The organism is Nonomuraea glycinis, assembly GCF_014646515.1.
In the GTDB taxonomy this organism is placed as follows: Bacteria; Actinomycetota; Actinomycetes; order Streptosporangiales; family Streptosporangiaceae; genus Nonomuraea; species Nonomuraea glycinis.
The window spans coordinates 339,007-354,201 of the sequence record NZ_BMNK01000005.1 but is presented as its reverse complement, the minus strand read 5'-3'; the positions used below and the strand labels follow the sequence as shown (position 1 = coordinate 354,201).

The window sequence follows — 15,195 nt, the reverse complement described above, 5'->3', positions numbered from 1 at the left end:
CCAATAGAGCACTACACCAAGGGGGTGGCTGTCAAGCCGGACGCGGGTCGTCGCGCACCTGCGCGGCCGTGACGGCGACGGTGGTGACGATGTCGGCGACGGTGGCGCCACGCGACAGGTCGTTGACCGGCTTGCCCAGCCCCTGCAGCACCGGTCCCACCGCGACGGCGCCGGCACTGCGCTGGACGGCCTTGTAGAGGTTGTTGCCGGTGTTGAGGTCGGGTACCACGAAGACCGTGGCGCGTCCGGCCACCCGGCTACCGGGCATCTTGGCCAGCGCCACCGCGGGGTCGACCGCGGCGTCGTACTGGATCGGCCCTTCCACCTGGAGGTCGGGACGGCGCTCGCGAACCAGCTCGGTGGCGGTGCGGACCTTGTCGACCTCGGCGCCGGCGCCGGAGGCGCCCGTCGAGTACGACAGCATGGCGATCAGGGGTTCGACGCCGAACCGCGCCGCCGTGCGGGCCGAGGCGATGGCGATGTCGGCGAGTTGCCCGGCGGTCGGATCGGGGTTGACCGCGCAGTCGCCGTACACCAGCACCCGATCGGCCAGGCACATGAAGAACACGCTGGAGACCAGGCCCAGCCGGAGGATCTCGAACGCCGGCCTGATCGTGTGCGCGGTGGTGTGCGCCGCGCCCGACACCATGCCGTCGGCCATGCCGGTGTGCACCATCAGCGTGCCGAAGTAGGAGACGTCGGTGACGGTGTCGCGGGCCAGCTCGACGGTCATCCCCCGGTGCGCCCGTACCTGGGCGTACTCGCGGGCGAACCGCTCGCGCAGCTCCGCGTCGAACGGGCTCAGCACCTTGGCCCCGGCCAGGTCGAGGCCGAGCTGGGCGGCCTGCGCCCTGATCCGTTCCTCGTCGCCGAGCAGCGTGAGCTCGGCCACGCCACGACGCAGCAGGATGTCGGCCGCGCGCAGGATGCGCGGCTCCTCGCCCTCGGGCAGCACGATGTGCCTGCGCCGGGAGCGCGCCCGGTCCAGCAGCTCGTACTCGAACATCAGCGGGGTGACGACGTCGGTCTTGGCGATGGCCAGCCGGTCGAGCAGCAACCCGCCGTCGACATGCTCGGCGACCAGCCGCAACGCCGTGTCGATCTTCCCGCCGGCCTCGGGCGTGAAGCGGCCCTCCACCACCGACAGCCGGGTCGCGGTGTCGAAGGTGTCGTGGTCGGTGGCGATCACCGGCAGCGGGATCGCCATGCCGCGCAGCAGCCGGTCGACCGGGGCCGGCAGGTCCGTGCCGCCGGTCACCACCACCGCCGACAGGGCGGGGAAGCCCGGCGAGACGTGCGCCGCGATCAGGCCGGGCAGGAGCGCGGCGGCCCGATCACAAGGAATGATCACCGCAGCGCCCTCGGTGTAGCGGTCGAGGATGCCGGGCAGCGACATCGCGCCCACCATCAGTGCGCTCACCTCGCGGCCGAGCCCCTCACGCTGCCCCAGGAAGAATCGGCCGTCACACGCGTCGAGCAGGTCCGCGACGGTCGGGGCGCGCAGCGAGGGGGTCTCCGGCAGCACGAACAGCGGTGTCGGATGGGTGATCGCGAGCGGCCCGGCGGCCGCCCGGGTGACCACGACGGCGAGCTCATGGGCGTGATGGTGCGCCAGCTCCCTGGACGACAGCTCGACCGCCGCGGCGATCCGCGAGGCCGTCCTGTCCTTCCCGCTCACCACGTTGATCACGGGTGTGCCCAGGTCCGCGGCCAGCCTGGCGTTGAACCCGAGCTCGGTCGGCGCTCCCACGTCGGTGTAGTCGGTGCCGACCACCACCACCGCGTCGCACCGCCGGGCCAGCGCGCGATAACGGGCCACGACGTCGCCCGCCGCCCGTTCGGCGTCGGCGTGCACCTCGTCGTAGGTGACGCCCGCGCAGTCCGCGTACGGCAGCGCGAGCTGGAACCTGCTCCGGACGGTGTTGATCAGGGCGTCCTCACGGCCCGCCCGCACCACCGGGCGGAACACGCCCACGGTCTCCACCTGCCGGGACAGCAGCTCCACCATGCCCAGGGCGACGGTCCCCTTGTTGCTCCCCGCCTCGCCCGCCGCGACGTACACCGCACGAGTCATGTCCCTCATTATCATCGGCCTCTTCCTGAGAAAGGCCGAGAAGCCCACCCCCTGACCGGCGGGGTGGGCTTCGTAGCCGGAATGTCTATCGGAGCCACGGGGTGCGCTGAACGACGGGCAGGTTGCCGAGCCCCAACGTCCTTCCAGCACTGACGAGGGCAAGACCGATGAGGACGATCGCGTAAATGATGTGGTCGTCCATGAACGGGTTGTTGGCCAGGGGCAGCTCGGCCGCCCACATCATGAGCAGCATCGCGGTGCCGGCCACGGCGGCGATCCGCAGCCCCACGCCCAGGATCAGCGCGGCGCCGATGCCCAGCAGGCCGGCCATGAACAGCCAGTCCACCCACGCCTGCCCGGCCAGGCTCGAGAAGAAGCCGCCGAGCGCGTTCTCGCCGGTGCCCTTGAGGAAGCCGGTGGTGGGGCTGCCGCCGGCGATCCAGGCGCGCTCGGCCGGGGTGGCGAAGCCCCAGCCGAAGGACTTGTCGAGGAACGCCCACAGGAAGACCCAGCCGAGGGAGATCCGGGCGACGGCCCAGACGTAGTCGACAGGACCGCGGGCGCTGGTGGTGGTGGCGACGGTCTTCGAGTGCGTGGTTGTCATGACGTTCCTCCGGGGGCGGGGGTTTCACTGATCCCATGACATCCGATGCCGGACCCGGCATGCAGAGCCGTACGTCCCCGCCCCATGGGACTTTGGACATGCCCGACATTCCACATACTCGTCCGGGTTCGTACTCCCTACCTGCCGGAGATCAAACGCCAGGGCGACCGGCTGCTCCCCCTGCTACGCGCCTGAGCACTCGGCGGGCGGCGTGGATCCGTACCTTCCGTCTTGACATGTCATGCCTTTCTCCGATTTTCGGCGAAAGGCTATGGGCAAGGCGAAGATCTCGTCTTATATTACGGCGCAGGGCAGCGTTAGCCCCTTCATCCTCCAGCGAATGAGACCCGGCATCCGCCGATGGATCACCCCATCGTGGCCCTGCCGCACCCCCCGCCCACGCCCGAGATGAGATAGATAATGCGGAAATTACCCTTATTATCCGTTTTACTGATCACCGCGCTCTCCTACCTAGTCGTACCCGCTCAAGCCCAGGCGGCGGTGCCGCCGCAGGAGCCGGGCGTCACCCTGCGCACCTATGACGTCCAGGTCGAACTGTCCAAGCTCTGTACGCTCAAGCCCGGTCAGACCCCCAACGTGGACAAGCTGATGCCCACGATCGACTGGACCTCCGACGCCGACTTCGGCCTGGCCGACATGTTCGTCACCGAGGCCATCGGCAACATCGACATCGCCACGGCGGGCACGTACGAGTTCCGGCTGATCAGCGACGACGGCTCCCGGCTGCGCATCGACGACACCGTCGTGATCACCAACGACGGGCGGCACGGGCCGATCGCCATCGACGGCACGATCACCTTGACCACCGGCTACCACGCGCTGCGCGTCGACCACTTCGAGCACCTGTACGGTCAGCAGCTCAGGCTGGAGTGGAAACCCCCTGGCGCCGCCGGCTTCACCCTCGTGCCCACCTCGGTGCTGAGCACGGACGCGGACGTGGTGCGGGTCACCGGACCGGGGCGCAAGGAGTGCGAGGGCGGCGCCGACTCCCCCGGCGACGGGCTGCCACTGCAGGCCGTACACTCGGACCTCACACTCACCGACCTGCGCCCGGCCGGTTTCGAGCCGCAGGTGACCGCGATGGACTGGCTGCCCGACGGCCGGTTGGCGGTCACCACGTGGGGCGGTTCGGAGAACAAGCTCGGCGAGGTCTACCTGCTCGGCAACGTCACCGGCAAGACCTCGCCCGCGCGGGTGACCGTCAAGAAGATCGCCGAAGGGCTGCAGGAGCCCCAGGGCATCAAGTACGTGGACGGCAAGCTCTACGTCTCGGAGAAGTCCCGGCTGGTGGAGCTGAACGACACCAACCGCGACGAGGTCGCCGATAATCTCAGGACCGTGGCGACCTGGCCGTTCGGCGGCAACTTCCACGAGTTCGCGTTCGGGCTGCTCTACCGGGGCGGCCACTTCTACCTCAACCTGTCCGTCGCCATCGACTACGGCGGCGCCACCACCGACCCGCAGCCGGCGCGGGACCGAGGCACCACCATCAAGATCAACAAGGCCACCGGCAAGGTCGAGTACATCGCCGGCGGTCTGCGCACCCCCAACGGGATCGGCTGGGGTCCGGGGGACGAGCTGTTCGTCACGGACAACCAGGGCGGCTGGCTGCCCGCCTCGAAACTGGTGCACATCAAGAAGGACCGGTTCTTCAACCACTTCACCGAACCTGACGGCCCGTTCGACGACAACCTGGTGACCCCGCCCGTGCTGTGGCTGCCGCACAACGAGATCGCCAACTCCCCCAGCACCCCGCTGCTCATGAAGCGCGGCGCGTTCGCCGGGCAGATGGTGTTCGGTGACGTCACCTATGGCGGGCTCCAGCGCGCCTACCTGGAGAAGGTCAACGGCGAGTACCAGGGCGCGGTCTTCCGCTACACCCAGGGGCTCGAGGCGGGGGTCAACCGGATCAGCCTGGGCCCCGACGGCGCCATCTACACCGGCGGCCTGGGCGCCGGCGGTAACTGGGGCCAGCCGGGCAAGCTCACCTACGGCCTGCAGAAGCTCGCCATCGGCGACGGCAAGGCGTTCGACATCCTGAAGATGCGCGCCATCGAGGGCGGCTTCGAGTTGGAGTACACCCGGCCGCTGTCGGCGGAGACCGCCACGTCGCTGGCCGCCAAGTACCAGGCCACCCAGTGGCGGTACGTCGCGGCCTCCACCTACGGTGGCCCCAAGGTGGACGAGGAGCCGCTGACCGTCACCTCCGCGAAGCTGACCTCCGGCGGGAAGAAGGTCACGCTCAAGATCGCGGGCCTGAAGCCGGGGCGGGTGGTGCACCTGCGGTCACCGCGTCCGTTCAGCTCGGCGTCGGGGCAGCCGCTGTGGAGCACCGAGGCCTGGTACACGCTCAACTCGCTGGTCGACGGCCCGGCGACGGACATCACCTACGAGGCGGAGAGCGCGGCGCCCAGCGGCGGCACCAAGCTGAACACCGACCACCCGAGCTACTCGGGATCCGGCTTCGTCGACGGCTACTGGAACACGGGAGCGGCCACGCAGTTCGCCGTACACGTGGCCAAGGCCGGGACGTACCACGTGGGCCTGCGCTACGCCAACGGCCCGCACCCCGCGCCCGGCACCAAGTCGCTGAGCGTGTACGTCAACGGGACCAAGATCAGGCAGGTGCCCTTGCCCACCACGGAGACGTGGGACCAGTGGGCCACCCGGGTCGAGCCGCTCGACCTGAAGGCGGGCGCCAACACCATCGCCTACAAGTACGACACCGGCGACCTGGGCAACGTCAACCTCGACGCCATCACCGTGACCGCGCGACCGGTGCTCGAAGCGGAGAAGGCCACGCTGCGCGGTGGCGCGAAGGTGAGCGAGAACCATCAGGGCTACACCGGCAAGGGTTTCGTCGACGGCTACACGGCCGCGGGCACGAGCACGTCGTTCTCCGTCCACACGGACGAGTCCGGCCCGCACAACGTCGGCCTCCGCTACGCGGCCGACACCGGCACATCGGTGAGCGTGTACGTCAACGGGACCAAGATCAGGCAGGTACGGCTGGCCGCCACCGGCGGCTGGGACTCCTGGGCCGTCCAGACCGAGCCGCTCGACCTGAAGCGAGGCTCCAACAAGATCGCCTACAAGTACGACTCCGGCGACGCGGGACGACTCAGCCTCGACCACCTCACCGTGTCGAAGGCGCGACGGATCACGCTGTTCGACGGGTCCCACCTGGCGCTCTGGGAGAAACGGTCAGGCGGCGCGGCGACCTGGCCGATCGCGAACGGCTCGGTGGAGTCCTACGGCGGCGACATCCGCACCCGGCAGACGTTCGGCGACTTCAAGCTGCACGCCGAGTGGTACGAGCCGGACTACCCGCCGGAGGTGACCGGACAGCAGCGCGGCAACAGCGGCATCTTCCTCCAGGAACGCTATGAGGTACAGGTCCTGGAGTCGCACGGGGACACCACCCCGGCCGCCAACGAGGCGGGCTCGATCTACTCCAAGCGCGCCCCCGACCGCAACATGGCCACCGCCCCGGGCACGTGGCAGACGTACGAGATCACCTTCCGCGCGGCCCGCTACACCAGCGCGGGAGCGAAGGTCGACGACGCGCGGGTGACGGTCGTCTGGAACGGCGTGGTGGTGCACAACGACGTGCCCATCGACGGCGGCACCGGCGACAACATCCCGGAGAGCGCGGCGGCGGGCGGCATCCGCCTCCAGGACCACGGCGATGCTGGTGAGAACCCGCGCTTCCGCAACCTGTGGATCGAACCCGTCTCCTGACCTCGTCCGGCCCGGCAGGCCGTCCCGCCCCCAGGGGCGCGGCGGCCTGCCGCTATGAGCGCACAAAACCCCACCAACGTCCCATAAACGGCAAATCATGGCACTTTAGACGGCGTTATAACGTTCTGGTTGCCCTGTGCTCGGATGGTGCTGACGAGACGTCCAGAGAAGGCCGAGATTCGATGGAGGTCGACGTGGGCGATCAGAACAACGCCGAAAAGAAAAGCACCCCGGCCGATTCCGACACGAAAAGCAGCCCGCCCGGTTCTGACAAGCAGAGCAGCGCGATCATTGTCGCCATCATCGGCGCGGTCGCCACGATCGCCGTAGCCGTGATCACCGTGGTGGTGCCCATCTTGACCGAGGACCCGGCTTCGCCCACCACGACGCCTTCCCCTTCCCCTTCCGCGACGCCACCCCCACCCACGGCGCCTTCTCCTTCCTCGCCGCCGCTCACAAAGTCCGGCCAGCCTGTCGGCCTTTCCGTGGAACCGGCGGGCCGCCGGGCCGTCGCGGTGACCGCCACCTTGAATCGGCCCGCCCGATCGGGTTACGCGTACTGGTTCGTGCTCGAAGTTCACCAGGTCAGCGACACCCACAGCGAGTTCTATCCGCGCCAGAGTCTGACGCAGAAAGAAACGACGTTCGAGATCAGCATTCCCGGCGACGCCGATATCAGCCGGCCGAGGACCGGCCGGGTTTTCGAGGTCACCGAGGACATGAGCCAGCTCATGGAATCGGGCCGTCCCGATGCCGGCGACCCGAATGCGGATTTCCTCCTGCGACAGCCGTGCACCTGCCACGCCTCGAAGGAGATCGCCCTCGACTTCCCGAGCTGACGATCCGCCGGGTCAGAAGACGGCCGTGGCCGCCGGGCCACGCGCGCGGAAGCGCGCCAGCCGGCTCAACGCGGCGTCGCATAGCTCGCCGTCCTCGTGTTCCCAGGCCTGCCGTCGGGCGAACGCCTGGACCAGGCGGTGGAATCGATAGGTTCCGTTGGGGGCGGTCAGCAGCAGGTGCATGTCGACCAAGGACTCCAGCAGCCGGTACGCCTGCGGCGGCGGCATGTCGAGCAGCGCCGCCATCGACTCCGCCGTGAGCTCGCCGTCGGACGGCAGCGCGGCGAGCCGGAAGGCGGTGGCCTGCTGCGGCTCGAGCCTGCTCTGGGCCAGCAGCAAGGGCGCCTCGATGAGCTTGCAGCCTTCGTTGGTGCCCACGGGCCGGTTCACGTCGTCCTCCACCCGCCGGCGGGCCTGCCGTACCGTCCAGTGCGGTCTGGCCTGGAGGAGGTCGGCGGCCACGCGGATGGCCAGCGGCTGGTGCGAACAGAGCTCGACCAGGGCGACGGCGTCCCGACGTTCCCCGAGGACCCGCCCGTGGCCGACCAACCGGGCCAGCATCTCCAGCGCGTCGGCCGGAGACAGGGCATCCACCGTCACCCAGTGGACACCGGACAAGTTGTATATACGCCGATATGTGGTGACTATCGCCGCGCAGCCGGGTGCTGCCGGAAGCAAAGGGCGCACCTGGTCGGCGTCAGTGGCGTCGTCCAGCACGATCAACACCCGCCGATCGTCCAGCACGGTACGCCACAGAGCCGCCCGCTCTTCGGCATGGTCGGGCATTCGGCTCTCCGGCACGCCGAAGGAGCGCAGAAAGCCGCCCAGCACCGCGCCGGGGTCCACCGCTCCGCCGTCCGAGATCTCCAGGTTCGCGTAGACCTGGCCGTCGGGGAACCGGTCACGCAGGTTGTGCGCGGCGTGCACGGCCAGCGCGGTCTTCCCCATGCCGGTCAGGCCGGTGATCGCCACGATCCTGGTCCCTCCGGCCGAACGGAGGGTGCCCTGGATGCCGGCCGACTCCACCTGCCTGCCGACGAAGCCGGGCAGCGCGGCGGGCACCTGGGCGGGCGGCCGCTCGGGAGGGAGAACCGGAGGCGGCAGGGTGGGCGGGGCGGCGAGCGCGGGGTCCGCGCGCAGGATGCGCTGGTGCACCTCGCGCAGGCCGACGCCGGGATCGACACCGAGTTCGGTGGCGAGCAGGCGCCGCACGTCCTCGTAGGCCAGCAGCGCCTCCGCCTGGCGTCCCGACCGGTACAGGGCGATCATCAGCAGCTCGTGCAGCCGCTCGCGCACCGGTTCGGCGGCGACGGCCGCGGCCAGTTCCTCGCTCACCTCGGCGTGCCGGCCGAGCTCCAGCTCCAGGGCCAATCGCTCTTCCAGCGCCGCCGTCCTGTGGTGCAGCAGGCGCGTCCGCTCCTGGCCGACGAAGTCGCCCCGGGCTCCGCCCAGAGGTGTGCCCTGCCACAGACGCAAGGCGTTCCGCAGGAGGCCGGCCGCCTCGGCCGGGTTCCCCTGCGCATCCTGCGCCCGCTTCACCTTCTCCCGGAAGTCGTCCCAGTCCACGTGTACGGTGCCGACGGAGATGGCGTACTCACCCCGGAGCGACCTGATCACCCGGTCGTCCTCTTCGTCGGAGGACACGGCACGCCGCAGGCGGCAGATATAGGTACGCACGACGGCCCGCGCGCTCTCGGGCGCCCGCTCCCCCCAGAGCGCTTCCGTGATCTCCTCGATGGAGGCCGCCCGGCCCTCACGCAGCAGCAGGAAGGCGAGCACCGCCCGCTGCTGTGGAGCCCCCAGATCGAGCTCTGTCTCGCCCCGCCACGCCCGGACCTGGCCCAGCAGAGCGAACCGTAACCCCGTAGTCATCGTTGACCGTCCCTCTACCCCGAGCCCCTCGCACACCCTCGTCCCGGCGAGCGGAAGAATGTCGCGCGCGTGTTCGGTGAGAATGTTGATGAACAGGTCGTCACGAACGTCAGCGACCTGCGCGCCCGCACGGGTCGTCGCCCACCGGGCGGGGAGCAGCCCGCCCGGTAGATGGTAGAGGACATCGCTCAGGCTTGGCTCTTGCTCTTCCTGCTCGCGACGAGGCCCACGCCGATGACGGCGAGAGTGACCTGCAGCGCGATCGCCAGCAGGGCGTTGGTGTGGAGACCGAAGACGTAGGCGATGCCCGTGGCGAGCGCGGACGCGACGAGGCCGACGACGATGGTGGTGACCCAGCCGATGTCCTGACGTCCGGGCAGGAGCAGCCGGCCGAGGCCGCCGACGACGAGTCCCGAGATCGCGGCCGTCACGATGATGGTGAGCATGGGTGTTCCCCCTGGTAAGTGTGTCGAAATGGCAAACTCGGACGAGCAAGCACGTCCACGAGGTGAGTCAGAGCGCGGCAGCTACCCCCGCTCCGCAGCACATGACCGACGACCATACGGACCCCTCGCATGTGAATCGTTGACGATTCGTATACGCGAGGGCGGGACGTTCCGGGGTAGGGCGCAGACCATGACGAAGAAGCGGAAGGACGAACCGGCGGTAGGCGACGAGGTCACCTGGCGAAGCCATGGGTCGACCGCCCACGGGAAGGTCGAGAAGAAGGTCACCGACAGGCGCGAGGAAGCCGGCCGTACCGTGGCCGCCTCGCCCGACGACCCCCAGTACGTCGTGCGCAGCGAGAAGAGCGGCAAGAAGGCCGTGCACAAGCCGTCGGCCCTGCGCAAGGAGAAGGGCTCGGGATGACCGAGGAGGAGCAGGCAGTCGCGGCCGACTTCGGCCGGGCGGTGAACATGACCGCCAAGGAACTGGAGCGCTGGCTCGCCACGGACGAGTCCAAGGCGGTGGGCCAGAAGGACGACGGCGGCGAATCCACCGGGCACGAATCCGGACGCAGGATCGTCGCGCTGCTCCAGGCGAAGAAGTCGTCCCTCACCGAGCAGGACTACGCGCACATGCGCAAGGTGATCGGTTACGTACACCGGCACCTGGCGCAGCGCCCCTCCGGCGACGTCCGGGAGACCAGATGGCGCTATTCGCTGATGAACTGGGGCCACGACCCCCTCAAATGAGGGGTGCCCTCGCTGTCCGGAGATCGTCCTCCACAAGCGAAAACCGAGTGACATTTCCCCGTACGTGCCTCATCCTGGGGCGCGGTCGATGAGTTTTGTCAGTGGCGTAGGTCAGTCTGTTCATGACCACAACGCCCTGTGAGACCGAAGGCCGGAATGCCGGCCGTCACCGCGTTTCACCCACCAACCCCCATCGAGGTACCGTGCCCAGCCCTCAGCTCGACTCACCCGCCAAACCCGCGGCCGCTGGTTCAGGCCGCACACCGGCCGTGATCCGGCTGCTGGTGCTCGCCACATTCGTGGTCATCCTCAACGAGACCATCATGATCAACGCCATCCCCAATCTGGTGAAGGCGCTGAACATCACCGCGCAGACCGCGCAGTGGCTCTCGACCGCCTTCATGCTGACCATGGCCGCCGTGATCCCGGTCACCGGGTGGTTCCTGCAGCGGGTGACCACCCGCAGCGCTTACACGACCGCGATGGGCCTGTTCCTGCTCGGCACGGCGCTGGCGATCGTCGCGCCGTCCTTCGAGGTGCTGCTGGTCGCCCGCGTCATCCAGGCGAGCGGGACGGCCGTGATGATGCCGCTGCTGATGACCACGCTGATGCGGGTGGTGCCCGAGGAGGGCCGGGGACGGGTGATGGGCAATGTCACCCTGGCCATGTCGGTCGCGCCCGCGATGGGCCCGGCGGTCTCCGGAGTGATCCTGCAGTTCGGGTCCTGGCGCCTGCTGTTCGCCGTGGTGCTGCCCATCGCCGCCGTGATCACCTGGCAGGGCCTGAAGCGGCTGGAGAACATCGGCGAGCCCCGCTTCAGCACCATCGACTGGTTCAGCGTGGTGACCGCCGCCGCCGGCTTCGGCGGCCTGGTCTACGGGCTCAGCCGGTTCGAGGGCGGTGACGTCCGCGTCGCCGCCGCGATCGTGGTGGCCGGGCTGGTCACCATCGCCGTCTTCGTGTTCCGCCAGCTGTCGTTGCAGAAGCGCGGCGTGCCGCTGCTGGACCTGCGCGCCCTGCGCCACCGCACCTACACGGTCGCGCTGATCATGATGTCGGTGGCCTTCATGGCGATGCTCGGCTCGATGATCCTGCTGCCGCTCTATCTGCAGGACATCCGCGGGCTCAGCGCCCTGGAGACCGGGCTCCTGGTGATGCCGGGCGGCCTCGCGATGGGGCTGCTGGGTCCGACCGTCGGCCGCCTGTTCGACAAGTTCGGCGGCCGGGTGCTGGTCATCCCCGGCGCGATCGTGATCATGCTTACCCTCACCGGCTTGACCCAGGTCTCGATGACCATGCCGTACTGGCAGATCCTCGGTCTGCACGCGCTGCTCATGGTGGGTCTGGCCGCGACCTTCACGCCCGTCTTCACCCTCGGGCTCGGCGCGCTCCCGCCGCGGTTCTACTCCCACGGCAGCTCGATCCTGAGCACGCTGCAGCAGGTCGCCGCGGCCTTCGGCACCGCGCTGGTGATCACCGTGATGACCGCGCGAGCCGACGCCCTGCAGGCCACGGGAGTGACCGAGTCGCTCGCCACCCTCGACGGCATGCGACTGGCCTTCATCATCGGCGCGGTGCTGTCCGTGGCCGTGGTCATCACCGCCCTGCTGCTGCCGGCCCGCGCGGCGGACACCGGCGAGCTCGACGGACCCGGTCCGATGCCCCATGCGTGACGGCGGCACGCCGGGTCAGGTCCACCAGTCTCCGACGACCTCGACGCCCTCACTGGCGAGGGCGTCGTGCCACGCGGGGTCGCGCAGCAGGCGCGCCTCCCAGGTCCGTACGACGCCGTCCGGTCCGGTGACCGCGTCCTCGCGGGACGGGTGCAGAAACAGCTCGCTCGTGCCCTCGGGGAGGGCCGCGAGCCGGCGGAGGTAGTCGTCGCGGAGCCGCTCGTAGACGCCGAGCTCGTGCGCCGTGCGGCGGTTGGTCGCGATCGTCTGCGGGATGGACACGCCCAGCGCGTCGGCGAGGGCGACGGCGCGCTGATGGGCCGCCGCGAGCGGCGGCGGCAACGGCCCGCCGAAGTACGGCTCCGGGTCGCGGGGCAGCCGGAAGGCGAAGTTGTGGCGCGCGCACCACTCAAGCGCCTCGGCCAGCCACGATCTGCCGTGCAGGCCGTAGAGGGTGCCGGCGTGGGAGTCGGCCGCCACGGGCATGAGACCCCGGTCGCGCATCCACCGCAACTGCGCGTCGGCCTCCCGTACGACATCGTGGGCCTCGCCGCGGGCTCCGAGAGCCAGCGGGTCGTCACTGAGCGTCCCGTCCGGATCGACGAGGCTCGCCGCGGTGTCGAGGGGCCGCCAGCGCGGGAGCCCGCGCTCGCTCGTGAGCGTCACGTGCAGCCGTGGCACGACGCCGAGCTCACGGACCTGGCTCGCGGCGTGCTCCGCGGCGGGCGAGACGCAGATGAGCGTCGTCGCGCTGACCTGTCCCTCGGCGAGCAGCGCGACGATGACCTCCGTCGTCCCGTGCTCCCGCCCGAGATCGTCGGCCGTGATCACCACACGCCGGCTCATCGGGGCCGCTCCACGCCGGACCCGTCCACGGGACCGGAAGACGCCGACTCCTCGGCCCCGGCCACGGGATCGGGGGACGACGGGTCCGTGGATCCGGCCACGGGGTCGGGGGGTGGTGGGTCGGTCGGGGTTTCCAGGGGGACTGAGATGAAGCGGGCCGCGACCGCGCCGATCGCTGTCAGTACGAACGGATAGACGCATAAGTACACCCGGAACGCGAGCCCGGGGTCGGTGCCGGGGTCGTCGCCCGAGTTGTAGCCGAAGAACACGCCGAGCGAGGTGAGCGCGAGCCCGGTCACGATCCCGTTGAGCCGGCCGAAGAAGCCGAACGCGGACAGGAAGAGCCCTTCGCGGTGCTCCCCGTTGCGCGCCGCGTCGGCGTCCAGCACCCGCGCGACGATGAGGTCGTTCGTCGCGAGCATCCCCGACCAACCGGCCCCGACGAGCACCCCCGCGGCGATCGCGGTGCCGAGGTCCGTGGCGAAGAACAGGGCCGCGAAGCTGACCGCGAGGACCGCGAAGGCCAGCCGCCAGGTCCACAGGGCGCCCCGGCGTGCGACGACGCCCGTCCACACGACCAGGCCGCCCGCCGAGACGAGGATGACGATGCCCTGAAGGTAGAGCGCGTTCCCGACCGGGAGCCCGAGCGAGTAGCGGACGTACAGCTGGATGCCGGAGAGCACGAACGCCATGGCCATCCCGTAACAGGCGCCGGTGAGCCCGACCGTCCAGAACATCCGGTCACGCACGATCGACCACACGCTGCGCAGCAGCGGCGGCCGTTCCCGCGTCGAGTAGCGGGGATTCTCGCGCGCGCCGAGCGCCATGAACACGATCACGACGAGCGCGACCGCGCCGTAGATGATCGCGGTGATCTGGAAGCCCTGGGTGGAGTCCTCGGTGCCGAACACGCTCGTCGTGAGCAACGGGGTGGCCGCGAGCGAGATCACGAGCGCCACGAGCTGGAAGCCCTGACGCAGGCCGTTGGCGACGGCACGGTCGCGCTCGCGTGGGTAGAGCTCGGGGAGCAGCGCGCCGTAGTTCGCGTTGAGCATCGAGTCGAAGGCCTCACACAGGATCGCGAACACCGCGAACCAGAGCAGGAGGCCCATGCCCTGCAGCGAGGTCGGCGCGGAGAAGAACGCGATCATGCAGGCCACGAGCATCGGCGCGCCCACGAGCAGCCACGGCCGACGCCGGCCGAACCGGCTTCTGGTGCGGTCGGAGAGGTGGCCGAGCAGGGGGTTGTCGATCGCGTCGATGACCGCGTAGACCACCATGACCGCGCCGTAGGCGCGCACGTCGAGGCCGAGGATGTCGACGTAGAAGAGGATCATCGATCCCTTGATCATGTTGATCGGGATGGATGTGCCCAGCATCCCGATGGCGTAGCGCCACGCGGGAGTCCGTCCTGGGGCTGAGGCCGTACCGGGATGGGCCACGCGACCACCTTCCTCGCCGATGCCGGCGCCGTACGCGGCGCCACCCTCGCACGCCACCCTCGCACGCCACCCTCGCACGCGAAGGAGAAGCGCGGGTGACGCGGAGTCCTGCCGCGCCCGACGTCGACCGCCAGTCCGGCTCCTGTGTCGACGGTCTGCGCGCCCGGGTACGCCAAGAGCACGCCTCGCCAAGGAGCTCGGGACCTCTTCGCCGCCGACCTGGCTCTGCGCGCTATGGCACGCATAAGAAGATGCCGACAAATATCACAAGATGTCAATGGTCAAGGGCACGCGGTCGCTCGTGGGCAGAACGCGCGGAGATCAGGCGACCCACCCCTCAAGGACGGAAGGCCCGCGCATGATGCGCCGGATCGGATACGACTTCGGCAGGCCCGCGCGCTCCCTGAACGTCGTGCGGAGGCCGCCTTGGTCGTACCGGACTCCGGGAGGTCAGTGCTCCGCGCCGACCAGGGACACATGGTATTGACGGATCCGCCAGGCGCCCTCGCCCTGCACAAGGACCAGCGACAGGTGCACCGAAGCCTGCCAGCCCGCCGGGTCACGGAAGACGACGTCCGCGAACCCGCCGGCCGCCTGCTCACCGATGCCGTAGGTGGCGATGACGGTGACGTCGGCCGTGCGGTCGTCCGGCACCGCCTCGTAGTAGGCGCGCACCGCGTCCCGGCCCACGAGGACCTCCGGGCCGAAGCCTTGGAAGAGGGCATCGGTCGTGAACAGCGCGGCCATCGCGTCCGTGTGATGGCCGTCGAACGCGGCCTTCCACCGGTCCAGCGTCTCGCGCATCGGGTCGGTCATGGTGACAGCCTTCGTGAGGTCGGGTGCGGCCATAGGTAGCCGACCGGTCTATTAAAGAGTAGAAGACCGGT

12 protein-coding genes are annotated in these 15,195 nt (G+C 69.6%); 5 read left to right on the top strand and 7 right to left on the bottom strand.

Annotation, left to right across the window (positions count from 1 at the left end; all coding sequences use genetic code 11):
* Nucleotides 1–31: 31 nt before the first annotated feature.
* Both pta and IEY87_RS17525 read right to left on the bottom strand, forming a co-directional pair.
* Nucleotides 32–2,074, bottom strand: a complete 2,043-nt coding sequence (gene pta / locus IEY87_RS17530; RefSeq protein WP_189139728.1) for a phosphate acetyltransferase — start codon at nt 2,072–2,074, stop codon at nt 32–34.
* Between the two features lie 85 nt (nt 2,075–2,159).
* The gene (locus IEY87_RS17525; RefSeq protein ID WP_189139727.1) at nt 2,160–2,678 is read right to left on the bottom strand and encodes a DoxX family protein; all 519 of its coding nucleotides are present in this window, start codon (nt 2,676–2,678) and stop codon (nt 2,160–2,162) included.
* A 501-nt stretch (nt 2,679–3,179) separates the two neighbouring features.
* Between IEY87_RS17525 and IEY87_RS17520 the strand changes: the two genes are divergently transcribed.
* Nucleotides 3,180–6,440, top strand: coding sequence for a 3-keto-alpha-glucoside-1,2-lyase-like domain-containing protein (locus IEY87_RS17520; protein WP_225277039.1), 3,261 nt, complete (start codon nt 3,180–3,182; stop codon nt 6,438–6,440).
* 182 nt (nt 6,441–6,622) lie between these two features.
* Complete coding sequence (locus IEY87_RS17515; RefSeq protein ID WP_189139725.1) at nt 6,623–7,279, top strand: hypothetical protein; 657 nt, start codon at nt 6,623–6,625, stop codon at nt 7,277–7,279.
* A 12-nt stretch (nt 7,280–7,291) separates the two neighbouring features.
* On the opposite strand, the gene IEY87_RS17510 is transcribed toward IEY87_RS17515, so the two are convergent.
* Both IEY87_RS17510 and IEY87_RS17505 read right to left on the bottom strand, forming a co-directional pair.
* Nucleotides 7,292–9,151 (bottom strand): AfsR/SARP family transcriptional regulator, encoded by a 1,860-nt coding sequence (locus IEY87_RS17510; protein WP_189139724.1) that lies wholly within the window; start codon nt 9,149–9,151, stop codon nt 7,292–7,294.
* 188 nt (nt 9,152–9,339) lie between these two features.
* The gene (locus IEY87_RS17505) at nt 9,340–9,597 is read right to left on the bottom strand and encodes a GlsB/YeaQ/YmgE family stress response membrane protein (RefSeq protein ID WP_189139723.1); all 258 of its coding nucleotides are present in this window, start codon (nt 9,595–9,597) and stop codon (nt 9,340–9,342) included.
* 190 nt (nt 9,598–9,787) lie between these two features.
* On the opposite strand from IEY87_RS17505, the gene IEY87_RS17500 reads away from it, so the two are divergent.
* The 3 genes from IEY87_RS17500 (at nt 9,788) to IEY87_RS17490 (ending at nt 12,020) form a co-directional block, all read left to right on the top strand.
* Complete coding sequence (locus IEY87_RS17500) at nt 9,788–10,021, top strand: hypervirulence associated TUDOR domain-containing protein (RefSeq protein WP_189139722.1); 234 nt, start codon at nt 9,788–9,790, stop codon at nt 10,019–10,021.
* Entirely contained in the window at nt 10,018–10,347 is a 330-nt protein-coding gene (locus tag IEY87_RS17495; protein WP_189139721.1) for a DUF3140 domain-containing protein, read from the top strand. The genes IEY87_RS17500 and IEY87_RS17495 overlap by 4 nt, the downstream gene beginning before the upstream one ends.
* Before the next feature lie 203 nt (nt 10,348–10,550).
* Nucleotides 10,551–12,020 carry an MDR family MFS transporter gene (locus tag IEY87_RS17490; RefSeq protein ID WP_225277040.1) on the top strand — a complete coding sequence of 490 codons (1,470 nt, stop codon included), beginning with the start codon at nt 10,551–10,553 and terminating at the stop codon, nt 12,018–12,020.
* Between the two features lie 15 nt (nt 12,021–12,035).
* On the opposite strand, the gene IEY87_RS17485 is transcribed toward IEY87_RS17490, so the two are convergent.
* The 3 genes from IEY87_RS17485 to IEY87_RS17475 form a co-directional block, all read right to left on the bottom strand.
* The gene (locus IEY87_RS17485) at nt 12,036–12,866 is read right to left on the bottom strand and encodes a carbohydrate deacetylase (RefSeq protein ID WP_189139719.1); all 831 of its coding nucleotides are present in this window, start codon (nt 12,864–12,866) and stop codon (nt 12,036–12,038) included.
* Nucleotides 12,863–14,245: an MFS transporter gene (locus IEY87_RS17480; protein ID WP_225277041.1), complete on the bottom strand. Its 1,383-nt coding sequence runs from the start codon at nt 14,243–14,245 to the stop codon at nt 12,863–12,865. The genes IEY87_RS17485 and IEY87_RS17480 overlap by 4 nt, the downstream gene beginning before the upstream one ends.
* A gap of 513 nt (nt 14,246–14,758) precedes the next feature.
* Complete coding sequence (locus tag IEY87_RS17475; RefSeq protein WP_189139717.1) at nt 14,759–15,124, bottom strand: YybH family protein; 366 nt, start codon at nt 15,122–15,124, stop codon at nt 14,759–14,761.
* Nucleotides 15,125–15,195 lie beyond the last annotated feature (71 nt).

Excerpts from the sequence above, each read along its gene's own strand:
- IEY87_RS17485 (WP_189139719.1), bottom strand. The coding sequence starts at position 12,866 with ATGAGCCGGCGTGTGGTGATCACGGCCGACGATCTCGGGCGGGAGCAC.
- IEY87_RS17525 (WP_189139727.1), bottom strand. The coding sequence starts at position 2,678 with ATGACAACCACGCACTCGAAGACCGTCGCCACCACCACCAGCGCCCGC.
- IEY87_RS17500 (WP_189139722.1), top strand. The coding sequence starts at position 9,788 with ATGACGAAGAAGCGGAAGGACGAACCGGCGGTAGGCGACGAGGTCACC.
- pta (WP_189139728.1), bottom strand. The coding sequence starts at position 2,074 with ATGACTCGTGCGGTGTACGTCGCGGCGGGCGAGGCGGGGAGCAACAAG.
- IEY87_RS17475 (WP_189139717.1), bottom strand. The coding sequence starts at position 15,124 with ATGACCGACCCGATGCGCGAGACGCTGGACCGGTGGAAGGCCGCGTTC.
- IEY87_RS17505 (WP_189139723.1), bottom strand. The coding sequence starts at position 9,597 with ATGCTCACCATCATCGTGACGGCCGCGATCTCGGGACTCGTCGTCGGC.
- IEY87_RS17510 (WP_189139724.1), bottom strand. The coding sequence starts at position 9,151 with ATGACTACGGGGTTACGGTTCGCTCTGCTGGGCCAGGTCCGGGCGTGG.
- IEY87_RS17515 (WP_189139725.1), top strand. The coding sequence starts at position 6,623 with ATGGAGGTCGACGTGGGCGATCAGAACAACGCCGAAAAGAAAAGCACC.
- IEY87_RS17480 (WP_225277041.1), bottom strand. The coding sequence starts at position 14,245 with ATGCTGGGCACATCCATCCCGATCAACATGATCAAGGGATCGATGATC.
- IEY87_RS17495 (WP_189139721.1), top strand. The coding sequence starts at position 10,018 with ATGACCGAGGAGGAGCAGGCAGTCGCGGCCGACTTCGGCCGGGCGGTG.